Origin of the sequence: Phocaeicola fibrisolvens, assembly GCF_025567125.1 — a bacterium.
Lineage (GTDB): Bacteria > Bacteroidota > Bacteroidia > Bacteroidales > Bacteroidaceae > Phocaeicola > Phocaeicola fibrisolvens.
Window position 1 is genome coordinate 40,866 of sequence record NZ_JAOQJI010000020.1, and the last position, 25,872, is coordinate 66,737.

At 44.7% G+C, this 25,872-nt stretch carries 22 protein-coding genes; 9 read left to right on the forward strand and 13 right to left on the reverse strand.

Going from position 1 to position 25,872, the window contains the following annotated elements; genetic code table 11:
* The first annotated feature begins 181 nt into the window (after positions 1–181).
* On the forward strand, positions 182–808 hold the full coding sequence (locus OCV81_RS09860; protein WP_148329863.1) for an HU family DNA-binding protein: 627 nt from the start codon (positions 182–184) through the stop codon (positions 806–808).
* A gap of 19 nt (positions 809–827) precedes the next feature.
* Here the strand turns inward: OCV81_RS09860 and OCV81_RS09865 are convergent, their stop codons facing one another.
* The 8 genes from OCV81_RS09865 to OCV81_RS09900 form a co-directional block, all read right to left on the reverse strand.
* The gene (locus OCV81_RS09865) at positions 828–1,430 is read right to left on the reverse strand and encodes a hypothetical protein (RefSeq protein WP_148329864.1); all 603 of its coding nucleotides are present in this window, start codon (positions 1,428–1,430) and stop codon (positions 828–830) included.
* Entirely contained in the window at positions 1,418–1,930 is a 513-nt protein-coding gene (locus OCV81_RS09870) for a flavodoxin family protein (RefSeq protein WP_148329865.1), read from the reverse strand. Before OCV81_RS09870 ends, OCV81_RS09865 begins: the two co-directional genes overlap by 13 nt.
* A gap of 135 nt (positions 1,931–2,065) precedes the next feature.
* Positions 2,066–3,085, reverse strand: coding sequence for a zinc-binding alcohol dehydrogenase family protein (locus OCV81_RS09875; RefSeq protein WP_148329866.1), 1,020 nt, complete (start codon positions 3,083–3,085; stop codon positions 2,066–2,068).
* Between the two features lie 32 nt (positions 3,086–3,117).
* On the reverse strand, positions 3,118–4,368 hold the full coding sequence (gene fucP, locus OCV81_RS09880; protein WP_148329867.1) for an L-fucose:H+ symporter permease: 1,251 nt from the start codon (positions 4,366–4,368) through the stop codon (positions 3,118–3,120).
* Positions 4,369–4,386: 18 nt separating this feature from the next.
* Positions 4,387–5,307, reverse strand: a complete 921-nt coding sequence (locus OCV81_RS09885) for an amidohydrolase family protein (protein WP_148329868.1) — start codon at positions 5,305–5,307, stop codon at positions 4,387–4,389.
* 15 nt (positions 5,308–5,322) lie between these two features.
* A complete protein-coding gene (locus OCV81_RS09890) occupies positions 5,323–6,255 on the reverse strand; it encodes an aldo/keto reductase (protein WP_148329869.1) in 933 nt (310 codons plus the stop codon).
* Positions 6,256–6,266: 11 nt separating this feature from the next.
* The gene (locus OCV81_RS09895) at positions 6,267–6,647 is read right to left on the reverse strand and encodes an L-rhamnose mutarotase (RefSeq protein WP_148329870.1); all 381 of its coding nucleotides are present in this window, start codon (positions 6,645–6,647) and stop codon (positions 6,267–6,269) included.
* A gap of 4 nt (positions 6,648–6,651) precedes the next feature.
* Positions 6,652–8,295, reverse strand: a complete 1,644-nt coding sequence (locus OCV81_RS09900) for an alpha-L-fucosidase (protein WP_148329871.1) — start codon at positions 8,293–8,295, stop codon at positions 6,652–6,654.
* A gap of 202 nt (positions 8,296–8,497) precedes the next feature.
* Here OCV81_RS09900 and OCV81_RS09905 point away from each other — a divergent pair, with 202 nt between their 5' ends.
* Positions 8,498–9,352 carry an AraC family transcriptional regulator gene (locus OCV81_RS09905; RefSeq protein ID WP_148329872.1) on the forward strand — a complete coding sequence of 285 codons (855 nt, stop codon included), beginning with the start codon at positions 8,498–8,500 and terminating at the stop codon, positions 9,350–9,352.
* Between the two features lie 14 nt (positions 9,353–9,366).
* Here the strand turns inward: OCV81_RS09905 and OCV81_RS09910 are convergent, their stop codons facing one another.
* The 4 genes from OCV81_RS09910 to OCV81_RS09925 form a co-directional block, all read right to left on the reverse strand.
* Positions 9,367–11,055: a RagB/SusD family nutrient uptake outer membrane protein gene (locus OCV81_RS09910; RefSeq protein ID WP_148329873.1), complete on the reverse strand. Its 1,689-nt coding sequence runs from the start codon at positions 11,053–11,055 to the stop codon at positions 9,367–9,369.
* A gap of 19 nt (positions 11,056–11,074) precedes the next feature.
* A complete protein-coding gene (locus OCV81_RS09915) occupies positions 11,075–13,567 on the reverse strand; it encodes a SusC/RagA family TonB-linked outer membrane protein (RefSeq protein ID WP_317259222.1) in 2,493 nt (830 codons plus the stop codon).
* Positions 13,546–14,148 (reverse strand): carboxypeptidase-like regulatory domain-containing protein, encoded by a 603-nt coding sequence (locus tag OCV81_RS09920; RefSeq protein ID WP_262640310.1) that lies wholly within the window; start codon positions 14,146–14,148, stop codon positions 13,546–13,548. The genes OCV81_RS09915 and OCV81_RS09920 overlap by 22 nt, the downstream gene beginning before the upstream one ends.
* A 248-nt stretch (positions 14,149–14,396) precedes the next feature.
* Entirely contained in the window at positions 14,397–16,283 is a 1,887-nt protein-coding gene (locus tag OCV81_RS09925; protein ID WP_148329874.1) for a glycoside hydrolase family 97 protein, read from the reverse strand.
* Positions 16,284–16,586: 303 nt separating this feature from the next.
* On the opposite strand from OCV81_RS09925, the gene OCV81_RS09930 reads away from it, so the two are divergent.
* The 6 genes from OCV81_RS09930 to murI all read left to right on the forward strand — a co-directional run bounded on the left by OCV81_RS09930 (position 16,587) and on the right by murI (position 23,552).
* Positions 16,587–18,017: a DUF6242 domain-containing protein gene (locus OCV81_RS09930; RefSeq protein WP_148329875.1), complete on the forward strand. Its 1,431-nt coding sequence runs from the start codon at positions 16,587–16,589 to the stop codon at positions 18,015–18,017.
* Positions 18,018–18,039: 22 nt separating this feature from the next.
* Positions 18,040–18,771, forward strand: a complete 732-nt coding sequence (locus tag OCV81_RS09935; RefSeq protein ID WP_148329876.1) for an isoprenyl transferase — start codon at positions 18,040–18,042, stop codon at positions 18,769–18,771.
* A 9-nt stretch (positions 18,772–18,780) separates the two neighbouring features.
* On the forward strand, positions 18,781–21,432 hold the full coding sequence (gene bamA, locus OCV81_RS09940; protein ID WP_148329877.1) for an outer membrane protein assembly factor BamA: 2,652 nt from the start codon (positions 18,781–18,783) through the stop codon (positions 21,430–21,432).
* A 19-nt stretch (positions 21,433–21,451) separates the two neighbouring features.
* A complete protein-coding gene (locus OCV81_RS09945) occupies positions 21,452–21,967 on the forward strand; it encodes an OmpH family outer membrane protein (protein WP_148329878.1) in 516 nt (171 codons plus the stop codon).
* A 78-nt stretch (positions 21,968–22,045) separates the two neighbouring features.
* On the forward strand, positions 22,046–22,603 hold the full coding sequence (locus OCV81_RS09950; RefSeq protein ID WP_022353136.1) for an OmpH family outer membrane protein: 558 nt from the start codon (positions 22,046–22,048) through the stop codon (positions 22,601–22,603).
* 103 nt (positions 22,604–22,706) lie between these two features.
* The gene (murI, locus tag OCV81_RS09955) at positions 22,707–23,552 is read left to right on the forward strand and encodes a glutamate racemase (RefSeq protein WP_148329879.1); all 846 of its coding nucleotides are present in this window, start codon (positions 22,707–22,709) and stop codon (positions 23,550–23,552) included.
* A gap of 524 nt (positions 23,553–24,076) precedes the next feature.
* On the opposite strand, the gene OCV81_RS09960 is transcribed toward murI, so the two are convergent.
* Positions 24,077–24,370, reverse strand: coding sequence for an IS66 family transposase (locus OCV81_RS09960; protein WP_262640311.1), 294 nt, complete (start codon positions 24,368–24,370; stop codon positions 24,077–24,079).
* Positions 24,371–24,613: 243 nt separating this feature from the next.
* Between OCV81_RS09960 and OCV81_RS09965 the strand changes: the two genes are divergently transcribed.
* Positions 24,614–25,036 carry a hypothetical protein gene (locus OCV81_RS09965; protein WP_239464831.1) on the forward strand — a complete coding sequence of 141 codons (423 nt, stop codon included), beginning with the start codon at positions 24,614–24,616 and terminating at the stop codon, positions 25,034–25,036.
* Positions 25,037–25,872 lie beyond the last annotated feature (836 nt).

Below are 25,872 nucleotides of genomic sequence, written 5' to 3' on the forward strand. Positions count from 1 at the left end.
ACGTATCTCTTCAAATGTCTACAAAGCGCCGAAGCCTTTTTCTATATTTGCCTTGTAGCATAATAGATTTCGCTCATGTGAACCGTATGTTTTCCCAAGCAGAAACCTACGTTTCCACCATACGAAACTTACGTTTTCAGCAGCAGAGACATAAATATTAACTATAAATCATCTAAAAAACATGGAAGCATTATACGATTTTCTTCCCGTACCCGGTACAAAAAGTGATGCACAGAATCCGAAACTTTACCCGAAGCTCGTAACCAGAGGGGCTGTACCCTTCAGTGAAATCATCAGACAAATAGCCCGCTCTTCCGGCTTCAAGGAAGGAACTGTCATCGGAGTCATGGAAGAAATAGAAAGATGGACTGCTTATTATATTTCCAAAGGGGAATGTGTAGAAATAGGACACATGGCATACGCTGTAGCCAACCTGAAAGCAGAAAAAGAAATCACGGATGAAGGAGAAATACATGCACAGAACATCCGTTTTAACAAAGTACGGTTCCGCACGGCCAAAAGTTTCAATCAAAGATGCAGAGGACAACAACTGACACGGGCCAAGGCTGCATGGAAGTTCAAGCAAAGTTCCACCCGCTACACAGAAGCAGAACGCCTCAGCCTCTTGAGGGATTATTTGAAACAGCATCCGTTCATTACACGTACGGAATATGGCAACCTGACCGGACTGCAAAAATCAAAAGCATGGAAAGATTTGAACAACTGGCTGAAGAACAAAGTTCTGGAAAGTCAAGGGAAGGCCCCGCATAAAATTTATGTACTTCCCTGTGACAACCTCATACGCTAACACTTTGTTCAAAGAGACATCACTCTATCTGCATGGTCTGCATCTGTTGCTTTGTGACACCAAACTTCCGACCATAACGTGTCCAGTAATAGGTGGAGGCCATCAGAAACAGTCTCTTGGACAACGGCATGGTCATTTGAAACAGCCGGTAATTTCCGTTGCCCACCGACCGGGCCAGTTTCCGGATGCTCCACACGGCCCACGGCTTAAACGGAGTCCGCAAAATGGCCTCACCACTACCCAGCATCAGGATGGAACCCATCTCATAATCACACTGACGACAGAAAAGCTTCATCATACTGACTGCTACGTCGCTCTGCTGGTATTCCAAAAAACCGCAATTAATAAGCAGAGACACAACAGGCTTCTTACAGGGAGGATTCTTTTCCAGAAACTTTAAAAAACCAAGAAATCCCACTGGAAGAGCATCTGCATAAAGCGGAAAGACGAACAACACATCCGTATAATCTTTCATCCTGCGACACAAGTCTTCATGATTGTTTCTGGATAACACAAAATAATCACATTCTGCCGGACAATACCGGGCAAATATCTCAGCATAATGCCGTGAATTTGATTTCGGAGCCCGTGGACTCCCATTTACCATCATTACTTTCCCCATTGCTCAATAATTTTTTTCACCCTATCGGCAACCTTGGTTTCTTCTACAAACAAAACCTCGTAACTCTCAAAACTCATGTTGTGCGCATTTCGGGCAACCAGCCTTCGAAAAATATCCTCTTCTTCCGAAGACATACATCCATAGGCCAAAATAGTGGCTTTTTTCATCGATACTGCGCGCTGCACATGGTGTGTCTCCCCCTTAAAGATACGCAAGAATGCCTGCTGGACAGGAATTGCACGTTCCAGCATGGTCTTCATCACCGTATCATATCCTCCATATTTGACACGGCTGACATAAAGAAGTTCCTCACTTTGGGCTATATACGGATATACTGTCGTGGCATCATCACGAATCACACAACGTCCTGGCGTTTTTGTCCAGCACCCGAAACATCCCATGCAGTTCGCAATCTTCAATGAGGACAAATCAATGTATTTCATACGTGCATCATCACGCAATGTGACCTCCAGTGGCCTATCGCTCATAATTAATCTCATTTACCTTACTCTTTTGTCTTTAAATATTCTGATAAAAGTATCCCCCAACTTTCTTAAAGGCCGGGGGATACTCTACTAAAGAACAAGCCAAAAAGGCTAATGGTTCAATGGATTAGGAATAAAACAAAGTGTTCATCAGGCAAACTTGACCAAGATACGGAATACTTTACCTGGATTGGCAGCCCAACTGGACATGGCCTCTGCAGCCCCTTCCGGCAGGACGATTCTTGAAATAAGTTTCTCAACCGGACAATTTCCTGTCTGCATATAGTGTATTACAGCGCGAAAATCGGCGGGAAGTGCATTTCGGGAGCCCCGAATGTCCAGTTCCTTCTGTACGAAAAACTTCGTCTGGAATTCCACTCCACTCTTGGCATAACCAATGCAAACCACCCGACCAGTAAAGCCGACTTCATCAACTGCCATTACATAAGTAGCCGGACTTCCTACCGCTTCGATTACCACATCGGCACCCATTCCACCAGAATACTCCTGCACCCGTTCATGCACGTTCTCTGTCCGTGAATTAATCACATACGAAGCACCCACTTTACGGGCCAATGCCAATTTCTCGTCATCCAGGTCGACGGCAATCACCGTGGCACCGCGTAAGGCCGCACGTACGATGGCTCCCATACCGACCATTCCGCAACCAATGACCATCACCAGTTCGTTGTCGACCACCTGTCCACGTGACACGGCATGGAAGCCCACACTCATCGGCTCAATCAGGGCACAGTCGCGGGCAGAAATACCCTCTGCCGGAATCACCTTGTTCCAGGGCAGTACGGCATATTCACACATTACCCCTTGACGCTGCACACCGAGGGTTTCATTGTGTTCACAAGCGTTCACTCGTCCGTTCCGGCACGAAGCACACTTGCCGCAATTCGTATAAGGGTTCAGCGTCACACTCATGCCCTTCTTGAAACTGTCGGGTACTCCTGCCCCTACGGCTTCTATCACGGCACCGACTTCATGTCCCGGAATGACCGGCATCTTCACCATCGGGTTCCGTCCGAGATACGTATTCAAGTCGGAACCACAAAAACCTACATACTCAATCTTTACCAATATCTCCCCTTCGTGCAGTTCGGGTTTTTCAATCTCCACGACCGCCATTTGCTGGGGAGCTGCAATTTGAACAGCTTTCATTTTCTTTTTATTTTTAATTCTACGTTTCTATTTTAATCCAACACCTTGTATCCCTTCCAGCCATAATAGGCACAGAACAGGAAACAAACCATCGGAACAAGATAAGCCACATGATACATCTGCGCATTGACATGCATCAGATAGGCCGTGAACTGAGGCAGACAGGCATTTCCCACAATGGCCATCACCAGGAAAGCGGCCCCGCTCTTGGTTTGGTCGCCCAACCCTTTCAATGCCAGCGAGAACTGTGTGGGATACATGATGGACATAAAGAAGGAGATGCCCAGCATGGCATACAGCCCGGTCCGCCCGCCACACACGGTCACTAGCAGACACAGCACCACGTTCACCAGTGCATACACCAGCAACATGTCCTGCGGACGGAAACGAATCATCAGTCCGGTACCAATCCATCGTCCGAGCAGGAAAGCCAGCATATATAATCCAAAATACGTGGTAGCCACGGTTTCCGAAATGCCTGCATACGTACAGCAGTACACCAGAAACAGGCTGTTGATGGCCGTCTGCCCGCCGTTATAGAAGAACTGGGCAATTACTCCCCAGCGCAGATGCGACCGTTTCCATACCCCAAAATCTATCAGTTTTTCCTTAACCGACTCACGGTGACCTTCGTCGCCAATCTTCGGCAGTCTGGCAAAAAGGAATACCACGGCAATGAGCAGCAACAATACGGCCAGCGCCAGATAAGGAGTTTTCATGGCATCCGTTTCAAACTGGATATAAGCGTCCCATCCGCCTGGATAATCCGCAGGCAACGTTTCGCGCGTATAATGAGTACCGCTCAACACCAGTTTGCTCAAGAACATGGCCGAGATGAAGGCACCCAGCCCGTTGAACGACTGCGCCAGGTTCAGGCGCCGGGGAGCAGTAGCCGCCTCACCCAACGCCGTGACATACGGATTGGCCGCTGTCTCCAGGAAACACATCCCGGTGGCAATAATGAAGAAGATGCACAGATACGCCCAATATTCTTTCAAGATGGCTGCCGGAAAGAACAACAAGCCTCCCACGGCTGCCAGGAACAATCCAAACACAATACCCGCCTTGTAGCTGTAACGCTTCATGAACATGGCAATCGGTATCGGGAAAATAAAATAAGCCAGCCAGTAGGCCGTTTCCGTAAAAGAGGCTTCAAAGGTATTCAGCTCACAGGTCTTCATCAGCTGCCGGATCATGGTAGGCAGCAGGTTGCTGCTGATGGCCCACAAAAAGAACAAGCTGAACACCAGTGCCAGCGGAAGTGTATAACTTTTGTTTTTCATCGTATCCTGCTTTTTCACTTATTCCGACATATTCTTGACATAAGGAAGTTCCGGCAACTTCTGGAAACCATAAAAACGGCGGGCATTCTCTCCAAGGAACAGGGCTTTCTCCTCGTCTGTCAGTTCCTTCGACTTGCTCACGAAATCGTACGACATCCGATACGTAATGGCGGTAATCGTCCGCGGATAGTCCGACCCCCACATCAGTTTTTCGAAACCAACCAAATCGGCTGCCTCCCGAATGGCCCTTATAGCCCCCTTGAACGGGTAAAACTCGTCGTTGAACAGCCAGGTGATACCGCCCGACTCAATACGCACATTCGGATGGCGCGCCAGCTTGATTTGCTCCGTCCAACCGGAAGTGGTCACCATCCCGAAATGGCCAATGGCCACTTTCAGGTCAGGACATTCCTGAATCACCTCTTCCAACTCACCCACCTGCGTAGCCCCGTCGGCCATGTCGATGGAAAGCAATACTCCGTGTTGTTCCATCAAATGGAACAGCTGCATCATTTCCTCACTGTTCAGCCACACACGGCCTTCTTTCAGCAACAGCCGCTGAGCCGGTATCTTAATACCCCGGAACCCGCGAGCAATGAGCTGACGCGCCTGCTCCAGAAAACCCGGTTTGCGGAATTCGCACATACCGCACACAAAGAACCGGTTGGGATAGCGGGCAGCGACTTCCTCCAGATAATCATTCTGAAAACCGTCGATAAACTCCTGTGTCACCACTGCCGCAGCCACCTGCGCATAATTCATGTTCGACAGGAATACTTCGGCACTGTTCACCCCGTCGGTCATAAACGGGGGAAGCATCTGACGCACTTCCCCCATAAACAATGACCGCCCATTCTCCAAGGTACGGATAGGCAGTCCATCAACCACCGTATCCTGCTTCAACCATAAATGAGAATGTGCATCTATAATCAACCCCATATACAACTTCCTCCTTTATGAGTTAGCCCAGCTCACGCGGAACTGGTTGCCGATGATTTCCCGCACTTCACGTACCAATTCCTCATCCATCGGTTCCTCGATATACGCTACATTCTTCTTCACATTCTGCGGATTGGCCGTACTGAACAATGTAGTGGCAATCCGCGGATTGCTGACTGCATACTGCATGGCCAGCTTCTCAATGGGATAATGCTTGGCTTTGCAATGTTCCATCGCCTTCCGACAGGCCTCTACCAGCGGCTGGGGTGCCGGATGCCAAGCCGGTACGCCTCTTTCCGTCAGCAATCCCATAGACAACGGAGAGGCATTGATGACGCCGATACCTTTCGATTCAAAATAATCCAGGAAATCCAACAGCTTGTCGTCACACAGGCAGTGATGACAAAAGTTCAACACCGATTCCACCGTACCGTCCGGCACATGGTCAATCACCCATTTCAGGTTCTCCAGCTGAAGGTCGGTAATGCCCACATGGCCTACCACCCCTTTTTCTCTCAGTTCCACCAAGGCTGGCAGAGTTTCATTCACCACCTGGTTCAAATCGGCGAACTCGATATCATGCACGTTAATCAAATCGATGTAATCAATATGCAGGCGTTCCATGCTTTCGTACACACTCTCCGTAGCCCGTTTGCCGGAATAATCCCACGTATTCACGCCATCTTTTCCGTAACGTCCCACCTTCGTGGAGAGGTAATACTTGTCGCGTGGAATATCCTTCAACGCCTTTCCCAACACGGTCTCCGCCTTGTAATGCCCGTAATAAGGTGACACATCTATAAAATTCATTCCCAAATCGATAGCTGTAAACACCGCCTCCAAGGCCTCTTTTTCTTTAATGTCATGGAATACTCCTCCTAAAGAAGAAGCTCCAAAACTCAGGGAAGAAACTTTCATTCCCGTTTTTCCAATTTCATGGTATTGCATAGTCATTTTATTTAAGATTCATACAAATAAAACATTCGTTCCATCAACCGCCATTTTTCGGCAGAAGTGCTGCCCGGCACACATTCCTGAAAACGGGCTACATGGTCTTCCCATTCGGCCTGCCGGGGCAATTGAGCCAGGCGTTTCATCGCGGTATCCCAGTCAAAATCCAATGGTGTTTCCACAATCATGAACAGGCGGCTGCCGATGATGTAAATCTCCATCTCCAGAATCCCGACCGACCGAATACCTTCCCGAATCTCCGGCCAAGCCTTTTCACGACTATGTATTTCCCGGTATTCCGCTATCAGTTCCGGATTGTTTTTCAAATCCAATGTCTGGCAGTAGCGCTTGACGGGCATCCTATATTCTTTTACTCTATATCCTTCCATTTTATCATTTCATAATCTTCAGTACAGGCGCAATCTGATTCAATGGCTGAGTCGGTAATGTCACCCGCAACCCCTCTGCCGTACGTACAAAATCGACCTTTCCGTATCCCAATAATTCTACTCGCCGAATATTTTCTTCATAAAGTTTGCTACCAGCAGCCAGCGACTTGACGGTCACTTTACCATCTTCCGGCCAGGCCAGTACGGTGGCATACAAAGCTTTCGGGGTTTGGGTAAACCGGATTTCCTTGGCTCCCGCCTGACTGTAGGAGCCTTCATTGAAACCTTGCGCATTCAGCGGAATGTCTTCTTCCGCAATCGGGCCTTCGCCAAACACTTTCCACGGACGCGTATCGTAAATGGCTTCCTTGTTGATGTTCATCCATTCGCCAAACTCCTTCAAGATTTTCTCTTCCTTCTCATCGAAAGTTCCATCAGCCCGCAACGGCACACTCAGCAACAGATTACCGTTCTTGCTCACGATGTCAACCAACAGTTTGGCTACGTAGGCAGCCGACTTATATTCATTCTTCTCATAAATGGACGTATTGTAATGCCACCCGCCGATGCAGGAGCATGACTGCCAAGGCTGGTCGATAATCTGATTAGGAGCCCCGCGTTCCACATCCCATACCAATGCCTTCCGCTGGTTTTCGTCCAAAATCTTTCCGAACATCACCGCCTCCAGTTTGCCTTTATGTGTAGCCATGTTGTGGTTATAGAAATGTGCCGCAATCTTCAGTCCCGCATCACTGATGGGATAAAAAGGAGCAACCGTCACATCGAAATAAATCAAATCCGGATTGTAACGGTTGATGGCATCTACCGTACGGTTATAGAAATTTGTGCAATATTCCGGGGTAGGAATGCACACTCCGTTTCCCCACGCCCACTGTCGGTGAATCATTCCATTATCCCAACTGTTTTCACTCAACGGATGGTTCTGTGCATACAAATCCTGCGGGTCGTATCCTTCCCACCACTTACCTTTTCCATCGGCCTTGGTCAGCTTTCCATCATAAGGAATACCTTTTTTCGGGCCAATCGTATCATGACGCTGTGAGGGTTCATACCAGCTCCACGCATGGTCGGCATGGAAACTGATGCCGAAATACAACCCGTATTTCCGGGCAGCTTTCTCCCATCCGGCCAGAATGTCTTTTTTCGGTCCCATGTTTACCGAGTTCCAAGATTGGTACTTGCTGTCCCACAAGTCCATGTTGTCGTGGTGATTGCCCAAGGCAAAGAAATACTGAGCACCGATTTTCTTATAAAAGGCCACCAGCTTGTCGGGGTCCCATTTCTCGGCCTTCCACAACGGAATGATGTCCTTGAAACCCACCTCCGACGGATGGCCATAGTGTTCCACATGGAACTTATATTCATTCGAGCCTTCAATATACATGGAGCGGGCCATCCAGTCGCCGGAACCTTCCACACATTGGGGACCCCAGTGCGCCCAAATGCCAAACTTCACGTTCCGGAACCATTCCGGTACCTGATAGTTGCTTTCAAGCGAAGCCCAGGTAGGTTCGAATTTGCCTTTCATCATCGGTTCGTCTTTCTCCGAAACCGGCACCTGATAGGTTTGAGCAGCCAGTCCGCTGACAGATAAAAATAAAGAAGCCAATATGAGTTTTGTTTTCATAAGTATGATTTTTAGAGATTCTTACAAAAACAAATGTACAGAGAAACTAAAAACAGGAATAGGATTAAATGGTAAGTTTATATGTCAATATCGACAAACTGTCCCTCAAAAGCCTCTTTTTCCCAATTTATTCACACTTATTTCGACAAGCTTTCATCAAGAAAAAGAATAAAACTGTAAATTTATCACCAAAATTTAGCCTATGAATCTGCAAGTAGAACAACTGCATCCACTGGTCCTGAGTGTAGGGCTGGCTATCCACAACGCCGACTGGAACTGGAAAAATGTCAACAGCCCGTTTACACGTTTGTACTATGTCACAGAAGGTACAGCTCAAATAGAACTACCCGACGGAATACATACCTTACATCCCAATCACATGTATTTCGTGCCGGCATTTACGGTACATACCAATATCTGTTCTTCACACTTTGTTCATTACTACTTGCATATTTATGAGGACCACTATTCGGAAAATGACTGGCTGGAGCACTGGAAATTCCCGGTAGAGATAGAAGCCGCCCCCTTCGATTTAGCACTTTTCCAACGCTTGTGTGAAATCAACCCCCACATGACACTTCAGAAATCAGATCCCACCACATACGACAACAATCCGACACTTATGCGTAACCTGCTTAAGAACCGGCAAAGAGCGTTCTGCGACAAAGTAGAGTCAAGAGGAATTGTACTGCAACTGTTGTCACACTTCCTGAAACATGCCCAACCTAAAATTGAAATGGAAGATAACCGAATTGCCAAAACCGTGATGTACATTCGCAAGCACCTTAACGAGTCCATTGAACTTGAGAAGTTGGCCGAAATATCCTGCTTATCGAAAGACCATTTTATCCGACTGTTCAAGAAAGAATTGGGAAATACCCCTCTGCAATATATCAACCAAAAGAAAATAGAAAAAGCCCAATTACTTCTGATTACGGAGGATTTAGCGGTTAAAGAAATAGCCTTTCAATTGGCTTTTGAAGATTATTCTTACTTCAACCGTTTATTTAAAAAAATAACCGGCGTGACTCCTCAAGAATACCGCCGGCTATATTAAGTTAAAACTACAAATTAATTGTAGCCTTCATTCTGTTTCAGATTCTTATTCACATTCCTTTCACTCTGTGGAATAGGGAAGTAACGATTATGAGCAGCCCAAGTACGAGTTTCAAATTGATAATACATATCTTCATCTACCGGTGAAGCAGCAGAACCACTTCCCCGATAATTCGGAGCAGAAGAATCATCAGACAATTTCACACCCGTAAACGTGTGGTTCAACTCTTGTTCGGCAATTCCCCAACGAAGCACATCGAAGTACCGGAAACCTTCAAATGCAAGTTCCACCCGTCTTTCTTTCCGCACCGCTTTACGTACATCTTCCTGAGTAGGCAAATCTGCTTTCTGATAACCTGGCAGACTGACACGATTACGAATGTCATTGATGGTCAAATCAAGAACAGACTGGTCCACTTCACCAGGCGCCACTTCATTCAACGCTTCCAAATAACTCAACAAGACTTCTGCATAACGCATAATCGGAGTGTAAGTCGGAGTCGAAGCAATGTTATTAGTAATTGAAGGATCACAACCTTTTTTCGGACAATACCCATTAAACAGAGCATAACGATTATAACTATCCGCTGTATTAGGTCCCAAAAAACAATTATAAGTGATATCATTATAGGTTGTACCCGGATAAGATCCTACAGGAGGAAGAAATATAGAAGCATATAGTCTTATCTCCCGATTTACATACGGATCATTCTCATCATACACAGCCGATGTTTCGATGCCCTTTCCGTCTGTACAGAAATATTCTTTCACCAATTCATTATAAGGGGCAAACTGATGCCAACCTCCATACGCACATTCCGGATACAAATATTGATAACGTGAGTTGGTATATTTATCTGCAATACCCATGATACAGAAGATGGTTTCAGGACTATATTCACCGCCTATTTGGAATAATTTCTCATAACTTTCTTCTCCATTCCGGCGATCCAACTCATAATCTCCCGAAATAATCACCTCATGCAAGATATTTGCCGCATCTCTCCAACGATCCTGTGCCAAATACAAACGGGATAGCAATACTTTTGCAGCAGCATTGGTCAAACGTCCATAATCCTCTGCATCATAACTGTCTGGTAGTAACTGGGCAGCCTCCTTCAAATCTGTTTCTACTTGTGCATACACATCAGCTTGCGCTGTCTGAGCAATCGTATTCGCTTCTTCCACACTCAATGGGGCAAGCGGCATAGGTACATCTTTAAAATAAAATGCCAAATTAAAGAAGAAATAGGCTCGCAAAGTCTTTACCTCAGCAATCCATTTTTCCTTCGTATCTTCATCCATTGGACATTTTCCTATATTCGCCAAGAAATTATTGTATTTTGCTATTTGGGTATAAGCATTCTTCCAATATGTCGTAATATTCGAGTTTGTTGCTACGGTATTAGAACTGGCCATCAAAGTTGTAAAGTTTTCTTTTTCCGTGCCATTTCCCCCAACAAAATCCAGATACAATAATCCTTGAGGAGTAGCAAAATCATCATGGGCCCATCCTGTTTGGAACCGATAACAACCTACCAATGCTAAATATGCATCATTCTCACCGGTCCAGCATGTGCTTTCTGAAATAGCAGAAGGAGGGTTTTTCTCCAATAAATCCGAACAACTCACAAGTGTTCCTGACAAAGCCAATGTATAAATGGACAATTTGGCTATATGTAATATGTGTAATAATGGTTTCATATAATATGATTTATAGTAATTAGAACTTGAAGTTAAATCCGAATGAATAAATCGCTGTAATAGGATAATAAGAAGGAGAGTCTCCTGTTCCGATTTCATTTTCAGGATCCCAGCCTTGATAGAAACTGTTAAAGCTAAACAGATTCTGTCCACTCACATACACACGCAGCTTTTCTATACCAATTTTCTTCGTCCATGCCTGTGGCAATGTATAGCCCAGTTGCAGATTCTTTAAACGCAGGAAACTTGCATTGCGAACCCAATAATCAGATGTTTGCAGATTCGGATTATTCATATTCAATGTTTCCAGCCGTGGATATTCCGCCCATTTATCAGGATTTTCTTCTGTCCAACAGTTTTCAGCCTGCCATCTTTGAATTTGCCCACCGTTATAGAACGCATAAGCCATATAAGAACCTATCTGGCGCTGATAACCTCCCAGCCCTTGGAACAAAGCAGAGAAATCGAATCCTTTATAAGACGCGGAAAGGTTCAAACCGTAATAGAATTTAGGAGTAGTGCTGCCCAACACTGTACGGTCATATTCTGCATCGACCTTTCCATCGGGCACACCATCCGGGCCACTAATATCTTTATAACGCACATAACCCGGTTTCAAATCACTTTTTCCTACCAACTGTTCAGGTGCTGCATCAATTTCTGCCTGATCCACAAACAAACCTTCTGTTTGATATCCATAAATAATACCTATTGGCTGCCCTACAATACGATTGTTGTTGATTTCCTCGGTAGCTCCGTTGGCTAATTCTTCTACTGCATTCTTTACCCATGTAAAATTAGGTGCAATGCTAAACCGGAAATCTTTTCCAATATGCCCATTATAACTCAAGTTGACTTCAATACCCTTATTGGATACGGCTCCTACATTTGACTCTCCTACACTTTGTCCGATAATACCTGTTACTTCTACCGGAGCAAGAATATCGGAAGTATATTTATAAAAGTATTCAATGCTTCCACTCAGTGTGTTATTAAACAAACCGAAATCAAGTCCGACATTGGTGATGGCCGTTTTCTCCCAAGTAATTTCAGGATTACGATAAGTAGAAACATACGTACCCGGAACTAGGGTTGCCGGATTACCCAATGGATAATTATGCCCTAAATCGTATGTCTGCTGATAAGGATATACACCGATATTCTGATTCCCCAAGACACCATAGGAAGCACGTAGTTTCAGGTTATTGAACACTTCGCCGATACGTGCATTGCGCCAGAAATTTTCTTCTGAGATTCTCCATCCAGCAGATACAGAAGGGAAAATACCCCAGCGGTTATCTTTTGCAAAACGGGAAGAACCATCATAACGCAAGTTTGCTTCCAGCAAATAACGATCTTTAAATGCATAATTCACACGACCGAAGAAAGAAACCAACGCATATTCTTCCAAAGAGCTGTTATTGGTTGCCGTAGATGCATCACCCGCACCCAGTTCATACAATGAATTGTTAGGAAATGTATTACGATATCCCTCTAAGCCTTTATTGGATGTCTGTTCCACTGAAGTACCGACCAGTATCTTAAGGTCATGACTGCCAAATGTTCTTTCATAATTAGCCAGTGCTTCCAGAATTGTATTCGTATTATTTGAAGTCCATATATTCAATATGGAAGGACCGATGGTCTTGTTCTCATCAAAGTAAGTTTCAGCACGATAGCTTTTATCGTATTTCGTATAGTACGTCACACCTGCTTTTCCAGTCAATGACAATCCCTTTAACGGCGTCTCCCATCTTAACTGTCCCGACGCACTGATATTGCGGCTGATATTCTGTACAAACGATTCGCTAGCCAGCCATGCTTCCGGACTATAGTTATCCTGATAGCCGAAACTGCCATCAGATTTCTGTCCTGCATAAATAGGAGCTTCACGCACTGCATACCCAATAATACCGTCAATGCTTGTCGGTTCTCCATTAGGTGCATTGTATTTATTATTATATGCATTGATATTCAAACTCAAAGAAACCGATTTGCCCAACTGACTTCTCAAAGAAAACAAGGCAGTCATACGTTCATTGGATGTTTTAGCCGTAAGTCCTTCTTGATTTCTATATCCAACAGACAAATTATAACTGGTGGTTGCATTCCCTCCTTGAATACTGACATTGTGCTGATGTTGGAAGCCAGAACCACTTTCTAAAAGCCATTTCAAATGATTCACATTAGGATAATTGTCTGGATCCGAACCATCTCTATATTTCTGAATTTGTTCTGCTGTATAGGCATCCGACTTTCCCATATTCTGCATTGCCATGTTATAATACTGCGCATATTCCCATGAAGGAAGAAAATCAGGAAGTTCGGTTGCTTTCTGCCAGCCAAAAGAGTTATTATAAGTAACGACAGTTTTTCCCTGTGCCCCTTTCTTCGTTTCAATCAAGATTACCCCATTGGCAGCCCGATTACCATAAATAGAAGCTGAAGCTGCATCCTTTAAGAAAGAAATACTCTGAATATCATTAGGATCTACGTCATCCAGATTACCAATCCATCAATCAAGACCAACGGATCGGTTCCTGCACTAGAGAAGGTTCCTGTTCCACGAATCTTTACGTTTGCACCAGTACCCGGGCGCCCGGAATTTTGTACCACGCTCAAACCTGGAGCTAACCCCGCAATAGCCTGCGCCGTACTCATCACCGGTTTATTCATCAAATCATCACTTGTGACAGCAGACACAGCCCCTGTGAGATTCACTTTCTTCTGCGTACCATAACCGACAACTACCACTTCGTCCAATACCTCAGTATCCTCCTTCAAAACAATCCGCATCAGTCTTCCCGACACAGCCGGAACTTCCTGAGACGCATACCCCACATACGTAATCCGTAAAACATCTCCCGGATTCACCGATAACGCAAAATTACCATCCAAATCACTTACAGTTCCATTACTGGTATTTTTCACTAAAATACTAACCCCAATCAAGGGCTCCCCATTAGTGTCTGTAATGTGACCTTTCACATTGTTTGTTCCTTGTCCCCACGCCACGGAACTCATACAGCAAGCAAAAAGTAAAGCAAACATCCTCAATGCCTGCCACATTTTCCTAATAGAATTGTGCTTCATCTTTTTTAGATTTAAATTGTACAATGCAAAGTTAACTAACCGTATATCCACAGTATAGGATTAAATAAACTTTCAATAATACAAAATCGACTTATAAAGTCAAAACACAATCTATCAATAGGATAATATCGACATATATTTAACTATATCGGCACATATAAATAACAATAACCATCTTTCTCTTATTGTTATTTCACATCCGTCTTTTTACCCAACCTCATATTTTCATTGACAAAGCAAACTCATTCTTATTCTACCTCGACTTTCATCACAAACCCGCCCCGCGGAAGGCAATCCACCTGTACGTTCTTTTTCAAGCCTGAGAGTTTGCAGACAGCAAACTGGTTGCTCTTCTGTCCATCGGCATACAAGGTGATTCCTCTGATGCCATTTCGAATAAAGCTTAAATCTACCGGAAGAGACATCAATTCGTTAGTTCCGTTCAATCCTCCAATATACCAGCAGTTTCCACTCTTTCGAGCAATCACCACATGATGAGAAGGATAGCCATCGAGCAGCTTCGTGTCTTCCCAAACGGTGGGGAGAGACGATATGAACGCACGCACTTCAGCCGGCTGAGCCTGATACCCCTCCGGTCGGTCGGCCAAATGTTGCAGGGCCGATTCAAAGACCACCAGCAAAGCCAGTTCATGCCCGTTGGAAGTGATATGCGGATGCTGAGAATCGGTGAAAGTGCAAGGAGTATAATCCATCGGTCCCACCACGTTCCGGGTGAAAGGCAGCGTACAGTTGTGCCAAGCCGCACTATCCGTCAGTACCTCCTTGTTGTTATACCATTCCGCCCCGTATACACCTTCCACGGACATCATGTGAGGGTATGTACGTTGCCAGCCACGGGGAATGGTAGCCCCATGAAAGTTGACCATCAAATGATACTTTGCCGCATCTTCCAGAATATCTACAAAATAGTTCATCACAGAAGCACTATCCGGATGGAAAAAATCCACCTTTATTCCTTTCACCCCCATTGACTCCAACCAAGCAAACTCCTTCTGACGTGTTTCTGGTTTGTTCAAGCGATACAAAGGTCCATACAAGCACCAAGCAGTGGAAGAATTATACCATAACAAAGGAGAAACATGTTTCTCTTTCGCATAGCGCAAGGGATCGTTCACATTGCCTCCGTTCGCCATTTCATCCCACTCCGCATCAATCAAGACGTATGGAAGATGAAAGTCGGCCGCAAAGTCAATGTACTTCTTTACAATCTGATAATCTTTCGAACCGTGATTATAAGCCCAATAAACCCACGAAACGACTCCTGGCTTAATCCAGGAAACATCCGTCAGGCGACAAGGCTCACTGACATCCGTAATCAAAGTAGACTCCACTACATCGGCCAAGGAGCCGATGATAGCCAAACGCCATGGAGAGCACCATTTACCGGAAACCTTTGCCGGAGCCGCCATCTCCACCTGATAGACAGATTCATCGGAAACATTACTCAGCCAAGAGCCACAGTTTCCTCTCATGATATTGGCCTCTGACACAAGTGCAAAGACAGCATCCGAAACTTCAAATAATGCCGGGAATCCCCACTGTCCTTGGGTATAGCCTGCCACCCTCCCTTTATTTTTCAAATAAAAATCTTCATACGATTGATTCAGCCTCTGGGTCCAGCGGGTAATGCCCTCCTGAAACTGAAAAGAGGTCTTTTCTCCGGCAATACAAACTTCTCCATCTAATTCAGGAAATACATAGCGGAAAGCAATACCATCGTTGTACACCCGAAACTCCAGGTCAAGACATATATCCCGGTCATTCTTGAAATGAAACACCTGCTGGTTACCCTTATTTGTACAATAGCGACGTTTGCCCGTTATCATCGTGTAATCTTCTTCTATTGGAATTACTGAAGAAGAAGCCGTATACACAAAATCTCCTTCCTTATGCAAAAGCTGAAGCCCTACATCATTAATATGGAGTACCGGAATCATTTTATTCCCTTTTTTATAGGACACCTTTAAATCTTTCCAAGAATGATCGACACTTACTGCAATCTTCCCGTTGGGAGAGTGCAACACTTCACTTGCTTCTCCAGATATACCACCCAGCAACAAACAGACTAAGAGGATACATGATTTCCATTGACTAGAATTTGGTAGGCTATACATAATTTTCTTCTTTTTTAATTACAAAATTACCCGTTCTTGCACGAAATGAATTGCATAAAATTGCTTTATATTGGACAATATCGATTTACAGCCTCAAACATAGACTTCCTGATGTCTTTTAATTCCTTCTGACAAGCTCTTTTCACACGGACCTTTATACATTAACAAAACAGGACATTATGAAACAGAGCTTGATAAAGAGCAGATAACAATATAATTTTATATAAAACTTCCCCTAAAAGAGAGGAAACGAAGAAAAACTTTCTACTTTTGCAACTTGTAATTAAAAGAACTCATTTGCAGATGAAAATAAAGTTTTTGCCATTGATTGTGGTATTCTTTGCCGCAACATCTATAATGACATCGTGTTTGGATAATGATGTAGAACAAATGACTTACACTTCAGAAACCAGCATCACGGGTTTCTCGCTCGGGACATTAAACATTGACCGGGTAGGAAAAGATAAAAACGGGGAAGATAGTGCATATACTGACACGCTTAACTGTTCTAAATATCCGTTTACCATCAATCAAATGACAAGAGAAATCGAAAACAAAGATTCTCTTCCTTATGGGACTCATATTGATAAGGTAATTACTAACATCACCTATGACGCAGGAATACTGGTCTACAGACCCAAAGGTGCAGATAAAGACACAATCTGGACTTCTACCGACTCCATTGATTTCTCCGAATGCATAACAACTCCCGTTGAATTCAAAGTATATGCTTATAGTGGAGCAATTGGAAAAGCTTATAGAGTAAAAATTAACGTACACCAGCAGGAACCGGATACGATTTCTTGGATGAAATTTGACAACGCATTTAGCGCAGGAAATCTGCACACACAAAAGGCGGTATATGCCAATGGGAAAGTTTATGTCTTTGGTAAGAACAATAACGGATCACACATTGAATATACCACAGTATCCAATGACAATCCGACCCCATGGATACCGGTGGAACACACCACAATACCCGATATAGACACTTATTCTGCTACGACATGGGAAGGAAACATCTATTTCTTAGCCAGTGAAAATGGTGAGAAGAAACTATACAAACTTGACACAAACAGTCATGAAATTACGGCGCAAGATACAGGAGCTTTCGATTTGCTGATAGGTGGAAATGACCTGAAAGGGGAACTCTACGCTGTAAGAAATGGGGTTAGCGGCAAATTCAATGGGAACTGGACCGAAGACGCAAATCCACATGCATTCCCAGCAGGAAAGCCGTATTTCTCCCATACTACAACTACAACTTACAATACTCAAATAACCCATACCATAGCCCTCTGCTACAATCAGGGTACAGCAGCAAGCGATACAACTGCACTTGTGTTTGCATACATGTCGAATGAGGGAAAATGGGAAACAAGAATGCAAAACTTACCACTCCCTAACTTGGAAAACGTAACCATGATTTCCTACGATGGAAAACTGTATGCTTTCGGAGGCGCATGCAATCAATTACATATACAGCCATTCAGCCAATTCTACTGCTCTACCGACAATGGACTTTGCTGGAGACCCGTTTCCGAATGTATGGTATTCCCATCCGACTTCGGAAATCTTTACACAACACACCATGGCAACTATTCATGCGCAGTAAGCCCGAAGCAGGAAGACGAAATCCATAAAGGAAACTTTATTTGGATTGTATGGGAAAACGGAAGTATCAGCCGCGGACGAATCAACCGATTGGGATTTACTGCTAAGACATGGGAATAATAAACCTTGAAAATAGAAAATTATGTCATATAAAGACCAAATAGACAAAAACCGGATACCTGCACACATTGCCATCATTATGGACGGAAATGGACGGTGGGCCAAACAACGGGGAAAAGCCCGTACGTTCGGCCACCAGGCCGGTGCTGAAACCGTACACGTCATTACGGAAGAAGCAGCACGTCTGGGAGTAAAATATCTGACTCTTTATACTTTTTCTACAGAGAACTGGAACCGCCCTGTAGACGAGGTGGCGGCCCTGATGAGTCTGCTCATGGATTCCATTGAGGAAGAAACTTTTATGAAAAACAACATCAGTTTCCGAATTATCGGTGATACGGAAAAACTACCGGAAAACGTACTGGCACGATTGAACCAATGCATCAAACGTACATCACAAAATACCGGTATGTGCCTGACATTAGCACTAAGTTATTCCTCTAAATGGGAAATTACGGAAGCGGTGAGAAGTATCGCACGCGAAGTAGAAGAAGGCAAACTTTCTCCAGAAAACATTACAGACCAGACCATCGACAGATACCTGGCCACTTATTATATGCCCGATCCGGATCTGTTAATCAGAACAGGAGGGGAAATCCGACTGAGCAACTACTTGCTTTGGCAGTGTGCTTACACCGAACTATACTTCTGTGACACTTTCTGGCCAGACTTTAAGGCCGAAGAATTGTGTAAGGCTATTTGTGATTTTCAGAAAAGAGAACGCCGATTCGGCAAAACCAGTGAACAAATTTAAAAAAGAACAATGCAACACCGTTTTTCACTCATCCTATTGATTGCCGCTTGTCTTTCTGCTTCCACAGGAGGATATGCGCAGGACAATAACAATACAACTGAACAAAGCGATAAACCTGTTATCCTTTACAACGGAACGCCTAAAAAATATGAAATCGCCGACATTAAAGTCAGCGGAGTAAAAAACTATGAGGACTATGTCTTGATAGGAATCTCCGGTCTGGCAGTGGGACAAACGATTACCGTGCCAGGCGACGACATTACTTCTGCCGTAAAAAGATACTGGCGACACGGTTTGTTCTCCGATGTGAAAATCGTAGCCGACAAGATTGTAGACAATAAAATTTACTTGTCCATCCAGCTGACGCAACGTCCGCGTATCACCGACATCGTGATTCACGGCGTGAAGAAAAGCGAACGCGAGGATTTGCAGGCCAAACTGGGTATGGCCAAGGGTACGCAGGTGACCCCGAACTTGATTGACCGTGCCAAAATTCTGATAAAAAAACACTTTGATGAAAAAGGATTCAAGAACGCGGAAGTGAACATCATTGAGCGTGAAGACCCCGAAAACAAAGAACAAGTATATGTGGATGTGAATATCGACAAGAAAGCTAAAGTTAAAGTCCACAAAATTACCATCGACGGCAATGAGGTACTGTCTGACAAGAAACTGAAACGCGTAATGAAAAAAACCAACGAAAAAGGCAAGTTAATCAACCTTTTCCGTGCTAAAAAGTTTATTGAGGAACGCTACGAAGAAGACAAGCAGAAGATCATCGATAAATATAATGAACTGGGATACCGTGACGCACAAATTGTCACCGACAGCGTTTCATCGTATGATGAAAAAACAGTGGATGTGTACATGAAAATCTATGAAGGACAAAAATATTACCTGCGTAACATTACATGGGTAGGTAATACGGTATATCCTTCTGATTTGCTGAATGAGCAACTCCGTATGAAACACGGTGACGTGTACAACCAAAAACTGTTGAACGACCGTATATCAAACGATGAAGATGCCATCGGTAACAACTACTACAACCGTGGATATGTGTTCTATCGTCTGGACCCCGTGGAAGTAAACATCGACGGTGACTCCATCGACCTGGAAATGCGTATCACCGAAGGTCCGCAGGCCAGCATCAGCCATGTGCGCATCAACGGTAACGACCGTCTGTATGAAAACATCGTACGACGCGAACTGCGTACCCGTCCGGGTGACCTTTTCAGCAAGGAAGCATTGGAACGTTCCTACCGTGAAATCGCGCAGATGGGACACTTCAACCCGGAAAACATCAAACCGGATGTACGGCCGAATTTCGAAGACGGTACAGTGGACATCAACTGGGGACTGGAATCCAAGGCTAATGACCAGGTGGAATTCTCTGCTGGTTGGGGACAGACCGGTGTCATCGGTAAACTAAGTTTGAAGTTTACTAACTTCTCGTTTGCCAACTTGTTCCGCAAGAACGACAACTACCGCGGTATCCTGCCACAGGGCGACGGACAGACACTGACCATCAGTGGACAGACCAACGGACGTTATTACCAATCATACAGCGTATCGTTCTTCGATCCGTGGTTTGGTGGAAAGCGACCGAACTCCTTCTCTGTATCGGCTTTCTACTCTGTACAGACCGATGTAAGCAGCCAATACTATAATTCCGCCTACATGAACAACTACTACAACATGCTGAGTGGATACGGTTACTACGGAGGCTACGGAAGCTATTATGACAACTACGAATCCTACTATGACCCCGACAAGTCTATCAAGATGTTCGGTGTATCTGTAGGATGGGGTAAGCGTCTGCGCTGGCCGGATGACTACTTCACTTTGTCGGCAGAATTGTCTTACCAACGATTTATGCTGAAAGACTGGAGCTACCTCTACATCAAGCTGAACAACGGACAATATATGAATACTGGTAACTGCAACAACCTGAGCTTGAACCTGACCCTGTCACGTAACTCTACAGACAACCCGATTTTCCCACGTTACGGTTCTGAGTTCTCAGCTTCCTTGCAGATTACACCGCCGTATTCATTGTTCAGCAAAAAAGACTACTCTACTTACGGAAAAGACAACTACCACGATGCAGCCAGCATGTACAAGTGGATTGAATACCACAAGTGGAAATTCAAAGCCAAAACTTATACGGCTCTGATGGATATCCAAAAATGTCCGGTCATCATGACCCGTACGGAATTCGGTATCCTCGGCCACTTCAACAAGTACAAGCGCTCACCGTTTGAAACCTTCTACGTGGGAGGTGACGGTATGACGGGTTACAGTTACAACTACGCATCCGAAACCATTGCCCTTCGTGGATACGAAAACGGTTCACTCACCCCGTACGGAAGTGAAGGTTATGCTTACATCCGTCTGGGTGCCGAACTCCGCTACCCGCTGATGCTCGAAAACTCTACCAGCATCTATGCCTTGGGCTTCGTGGAAGCCGGTAATGCCTGGAACAACGTAACCGACTTCAACCCCTTCCAGTTGAAACGTTCGGCCGGAGTAGGTGTCCGTATCTTCCTTCCGATGATCGGTATGATGGGTATTGACTGGGCATACGGTTTCGACAAGATTGACGGTTCAATGCAATACAGCGGAAGCCAGTTCCACTTTATCATCGGACAAGAATTCTAACACTTAAAACCAAAGAATTATGAAGAGACTCGTTTTATCCGTTTTGCTGTTAGTGGCCGCCGTTGGCATGGCCTCAGCACAGAAATTCGCACTGGTAGATATGGAGTACATCCTCAAGCAGATTCCTTCCTATCAACAGGCCAACCAACAGATGGAGTCACTGTCAAAGGAATGGCAAAGCCAGATTGAGGTCAAAGCCAACGAAGCAAAGAAGCTGTACGAAGATTATCAGAAGACAGCAGGTACCTTGTCGGCTGCTCAGAAAACCAGTAAGGAAGATGCCATTGTAGCCAAGGAAAAAGAAGCGGCTGAACTCCGCAAGCAATATTTCGGACCGGAAGGAGAACTGATGAAAAAACGTCAGGAACTGATTGCTCCGATTCAGGATGCCATCTACAATGCCGTCAAGGCAATTGCTACCCAACGCGGATATGATGCTGTAATTGACCGTGCCTCGGCTCAAAGCATGATTTTTGCCTCTCCACGCATCGATATCAGCAATGAGGTTCTTGCAAAACTCGGATATTCAAATTAATTTTATACATTTGCAGCTGGGGTTTAAAAAGACCGTTTTTACATCGAATTAATTAATAACAAATAGAAACTTGAGATTATGTTGAAAAAAATTGCTTTTTTACTTTTACTCATCGCACCGATGAGTGTATTCGCACAGAAGTTTGCGCATTTCAAATCAATGGATATCATCCCGGTAATGCCGGAATATGCAAAGGCACAGACTGACATCGAAACCATGCGTAAACAATACGAAGACGAAATCAAACGTGCTTCCGACGAATTCAACAAGAAATATGCAGAATACCAGCAGGAACAGAAAAACTTGCCGCAGAACATTCAAGAACGTCGTCAGAAAGAATTGCAGGACCTGAGCGAAAAAGGTATGCAGTTCCAGCAGGATGCTCAGCAGCAGTTGCAGAAAGCATACGCTGACATGATGGAACCCATCTACAAAAAAATGGAAGATGCAGTAAAAGCTGTAGGTAAAGCCGGTGCATACACTTACGTATTCGACCTGAACCGTACAGACATCCCTTACATCGATGAAGCTCAATCAAAAGATATTACCAACGACATCAAGACCAAACTGGGCATCAGCCTGACTGCCGTTCCGGCTACTCCAGCAGCTGCTCCTGCAGCTACTCCGGCTCAGTAAGCAAAGGTTCTTTGTCGTCCTGACTTTTCATGTCATTCAGAGAAAACGGGAAAGGTTTCTCTGAATGACATTTTTCTTTTCAATCACTTCAACCGTTTTATCCATGCACCCGCTATCTGCCCCCCACACCGGCCCCATCGGAGTCTTTGATTCTGGCTACGGAGGCCTCACCATTCTTGAGAAATTCATCGAACGACTGCCACAATACGACTACCTATACTTAGGTGACAATGCCCGTGCACCCTACGGTACACGTTCGTTCGAAGTGGTTTATGAATTTACACTTCAAGCGGTCAAGAAACTATTCGAACTGGGTTGTCCACTGGTGATTCTAGCCTGCAATACGGCCTCAGCAAAAGCTCTCCGCAGCATCCAGCAAAACGATCTCCCCCATCTGGATCCTACCCGGCGCGTGCTGGGAGTAATCCGTCCTACGGTAGAATCCATCGGCGATATCACCCGCAATGGACACGTAGGCTTGTTGGCCACAGCCGGTACGGTACGTTCCGAATCCTATCCGCTGGAAATTAAAAAGATTTATCCCGACATTCAAGTAACAGGAATGGCTTGCCCCATGTGGGTGCCGCTGGTGGAGAACAAGGAATACGACGGAGACGGAGCTGACTACTTCGTGAAAGAATACATTGATGCTATCCTGCAAAAAGACCCGGATATCGACACACTGATTCTAGGATGCACCCACTACCCGCTTCTGCTACGGAAAATACGGCAGTTCACCCCATCCCATATTCAACTGGTGACCCAAGGTGAATATGTAAGCGAAAGTCTGAAAGACTATCTTTTGCGACACCCAGACATGGATGCCCGCTGCTCAAAGAACAAACGACGAAAATTCCTGACCACAGAATCGGAAGAGAAGTTCCGTGAATCTGCCTCCGTTTTTTTGCATTGTGCAGATGTACACGTACGTAGTGTCGTTCTCGAATAAAAAAATCCTCCTTCTTTAAATAAACGATTAATTCATGAAAGGAGGAGGACTTTTCTCTTAGCAGACATTGACCGTCACAGGAATCCCAACAGCACTCCAACGACCTACTCCTCTTCTAAGGCACATTCATATTTCATAGAGATTCAAATGCGCCATCCCGTTGTCCATAATGCGTTCTAAATAACGAATTTCACTTTATGCAAACTCCTCTTCTTCATCAAGATAAAGACTGTGTAAGCATTCAGTAAACGACAAATATCAAACCTTATATACAACAATAGTGATTGTCATTATGAACTTAATAGTTGCAATCAGCACTGGTTTCCGGATTCCTCCTCTTGTTTTGTCAATGCACTTCTCGGATGTTGCAGTTTCCATTTATGCGGAAGAAGATTCAGCAGTTCCTCATGAGTCGCCTTTTTGTGATAGGGCATTCGGGCAATAACATCATTCAGATATTCATTCCCTTGGGTTTACGTATGCCTTACAAGTGGCCAGCAGGGAGCAGATAACCGACATATTAACTACCGCCCCATGGTCACCACAGAGGAGGTAATTTTCCCATCCTTATATTGTACACCACATAACCGTCCCAAAGTAATCGGCCGGATGACATTTTCAGCCAGATTGTTATCCCCAAGCAGGCGCCCGTACTCCAGACATTTCATCATATTGTCCCATGGGTATAGGCATATAATAGCTTTCCCAATCTGGGAATTGGGGCTGTATTTAATACCTTCCGTTTCTATCCAGGCTCTCATGGCATCCATGATAGCTCCGGCCAGTTTCCAGCATTTCGTCTTTCGTTCTTTGTACATATTCCGGAGCATATCCGTTCATCCTTTCTCCTGTTTCAGGTTTCTTGGTGCTAGTAAATTTATGCGAAACAGCATAAGCATGGGACGAACAACAAAGGATATGAGTCTCATAAAACAAGTACTCCAGCTCATAAAGGCCGGAGAATCCAACCGCGATGTAAACTGCAAGTTACCCATCAACAAGAAAACCGTCAAGGTTATATGAATACAATAAGAGCCAACGAATAGAACATCGCAACCTCCTTGAGATTGACAACCCCGAGATACAGGAAACTACTGACGAATCCCAACGGTTACGGCAAGCCACAGTCCTATTATCATCTGAAGCAGAATCTCGTTACCGGAAAGGATGTTACAGCTGTACTTGCCAATATCTATAAACCGGGCGAAAAACTCATGGCCGACTTTGCCGGTAAGAAGCTCAACTATGTGGATTCCGAAACCGGAGAAAATTATCAAGGTGGAGGTGTTTGTCGCCTGCATACTTTACAGCAACTATACCTATGTAATATGTGTACCTTTGCAGAAGACAAAGGACTTCCTGTATGCCATAAGGATGTGCCTGGAACATCTGGGCGGTGTACCTCCTATACTGACTCCGGCAACCTCAAATCGGCGGTAATCAGTAATGACAGGCATGAACCGAAGCTGAGACAAGGCTCTTGAGGACATGGGCAACTACTACCATTTTGTAGTGCGCCATGTGACCCAGCATCACCGACACAGAAGGCTCCGATAGAGGACTCCGTAAGGATTACATACAACCATATCTATGCCAGATTGCGTAACCGCACTTTCCATTCACTTCTGGAACTGAACCGTACCGTATGGAAGCTGATGAAAAGGCACAATCAGACCCGTATGTAGAAAGCATCCCTACAGTCATGTCATGGAGAAGGAACTGCTGAAACTCTTGAAAAAGGAATCTCATGAGATGCCCTGTATGCTGACCTGAAAGTATAAGCAAAGGTTGTTTTTATCCGTTCATGGGTCTAGGTCTATGAGGAAAAGGTTAAGGACATATCGCCAGCCTGCCTTGAATACGTGTAAAGAGCATCTTTGACCCAAAACGTATCACAAGCCTGAAGAGGCGTATTACAAACTGTGCAACTCCATAGTCACAGTCTCAGACGAAAGTATGACCTGTCTCCACTTTCGACAATACCTTCCACTAATACATGGAGTACGGAATCTACTCCTACAGCAAGTCGAAGCTATACTCAGACGCAACGACATGAACAATGGCAGGCAGCTGGAGCCCCCTGGAAAAACACATCAGTTGGGTTCGCCTCCCTGCGTGAAGGCATACAAATCATGCTCTAGTACGAGCGTAATACGAAAGGGAACAACCGCATACAGCATCTCATCATAGCAAATTCGTTATACGACAACAAAAAAGAGGATGTGTCAAAATGATGCATCCTCTTTTTCGTTATATAATCATCGTTTTGCCATTTTTCATAGAGTATGATTTATGTTTTTCCTATGTCCATGCCTTTTGG

Excerpts from the sequence above, each read along its gene's own strand:
- OCV81_RS09860 (WP_148329863.1), top strand. The coding sequence starts at position 182 with ATGGAAGCATTATACGATTTTCTTCCCGTACCCGGTACAAAAAGTGAT.
- OCV81_RS09865 (WP_148329864.1), bottom strand. The coding sequence starts at position 1,430 with ATGGGGAAAGTAATGATGGTAAATGGGAGTCCACGGGCTCCGAAATCA.
- OCV81_RS09870 (WP_148329865.1), bottom strand. The coding sequence starts at position 1,930 with ATGAGATTAATTATGAGCGATAGGCCACTGGAGGTCACATTGCGTGAT.
- OCV81_RS09875 (WP_148329866.1), bottom strand. The coding sequence starts at position 3,085 with ATGAAAGCTGTTCAAATTGCAGCTCCCCAGCAAATGGCGGTCGTGGAG.
- fucP (WP_148329867.1), bottom strand. The coding sequence starts at position 4,368 with ATGAAAAACAAAAGTTATACACTTCCGCTGGCACTGGTGTTCAGCTTG.
- OCV81_RS09885 (WP_148329868.1), bottom strand. The coding sequence starts at position 5,307 with ATGGGGTTGATTATAGATGCACATTCTCATTTATGGTTGAAGCAGGAT.
- OCV81_RS09890 (WP_148329869.1), bottom strand. The coding sequence starts at position 6,255 with ATGCAATACCATGAAATTGGAAAAACGGGAATGAAAGTTTCTTCCCTG.
- OCV81_RS09895 (WP_148329870.1), bottom strand. The coding sequence starts at position 6,647 with ATGGAAGGATATAGAGTAAAAGAATATAGGATGCCCGTCAAGCGCTAC.
- OCV81_RS09900 (WP_148329871.1), bottom strand. The coding sequence starts at position 8,295 with ATGAAAACAAAACTCATATTGGCTTCTTTATTTTTATCTGTCAGCGGA.
- OCV81_RS09905 (WP_148329872.1), top strand. The coding sequence starts at position 8,498 with ATGAATCTGCAAGTAGAACAACTGCATCCACTGGTCCTGAGTGTAGGG.
- OCV81_RS09910 (WP_148329873.1), bottom strand. The coding sequence starts at position 11,055 with ATGAAACCATTATTACACATATTACATATAGCCAAATTGTCCATTTAT.
- OCV81_RS09920 (WP_262640310.1), bottom strand. The coding sequence starts at position 14,148 with ATGAAGCACAATTCTATTAGGAAAATGTGGCAGGCATTGAGGATGTTT.
- OCV81_RS09925 (WP_148329874.1), bottom strand. The coding sequence starts at position 16,283 with ATGTATAGCCTACCAAATTCTAGTCAATGGAAATCATGTATCCTCTTA.
- OCV81_RS09930 (WP_148329875.1), top strand. The coding sequence starts at position 16,587 with ATGAAAATAAAGTTTTTGCCATTGATTGTGGTATTCTTTGCCGCAACA.
- OCV81_RS09935 (WP_148329876.1), top strand. The coding sequence starts at position 18,040 with ATGTCATATAAAGACCAAATAGACAAAAACCGGATACCTGCACACATT.
- bamA (WP_148329877.1), top strand. The coding sequence starts at position 18,781 with ATGCAACACCGTTTTTCACTCATCCTATTGATTGCCGCTTGTCTTTCT.
- OCV81_RS09945 (WP_148329878.1), top strand. The coding sequence starts at position 21,452 with ATGAAGAGACTCGTTTTATCCGTTTTGCTGTTAGTGGCCGCCGTTGGC.
- OCV81_RS09950 (WP_022353136.1), top strand. The coding sequence starts at position 22,046 with ATGTTGAAAAAAATTGCTTTTTTACTTTTACTCATCGCACCGATGAGT.
- murI (WP_148329879.1), top strand. The coding sequence starts at position 22,707 with ATGCACCCGCTATCTGCCCCCCACACCGGCCCCATCGGAGTCTTTGAT.
- OCV81_RS09960 (WP_262640311.1), bottom strand. The coding sequence starts at position 24,370 with ATGTACAAAGAACGAAAGACGAAATGCTGGAAACTGGCCGGAGCTATC.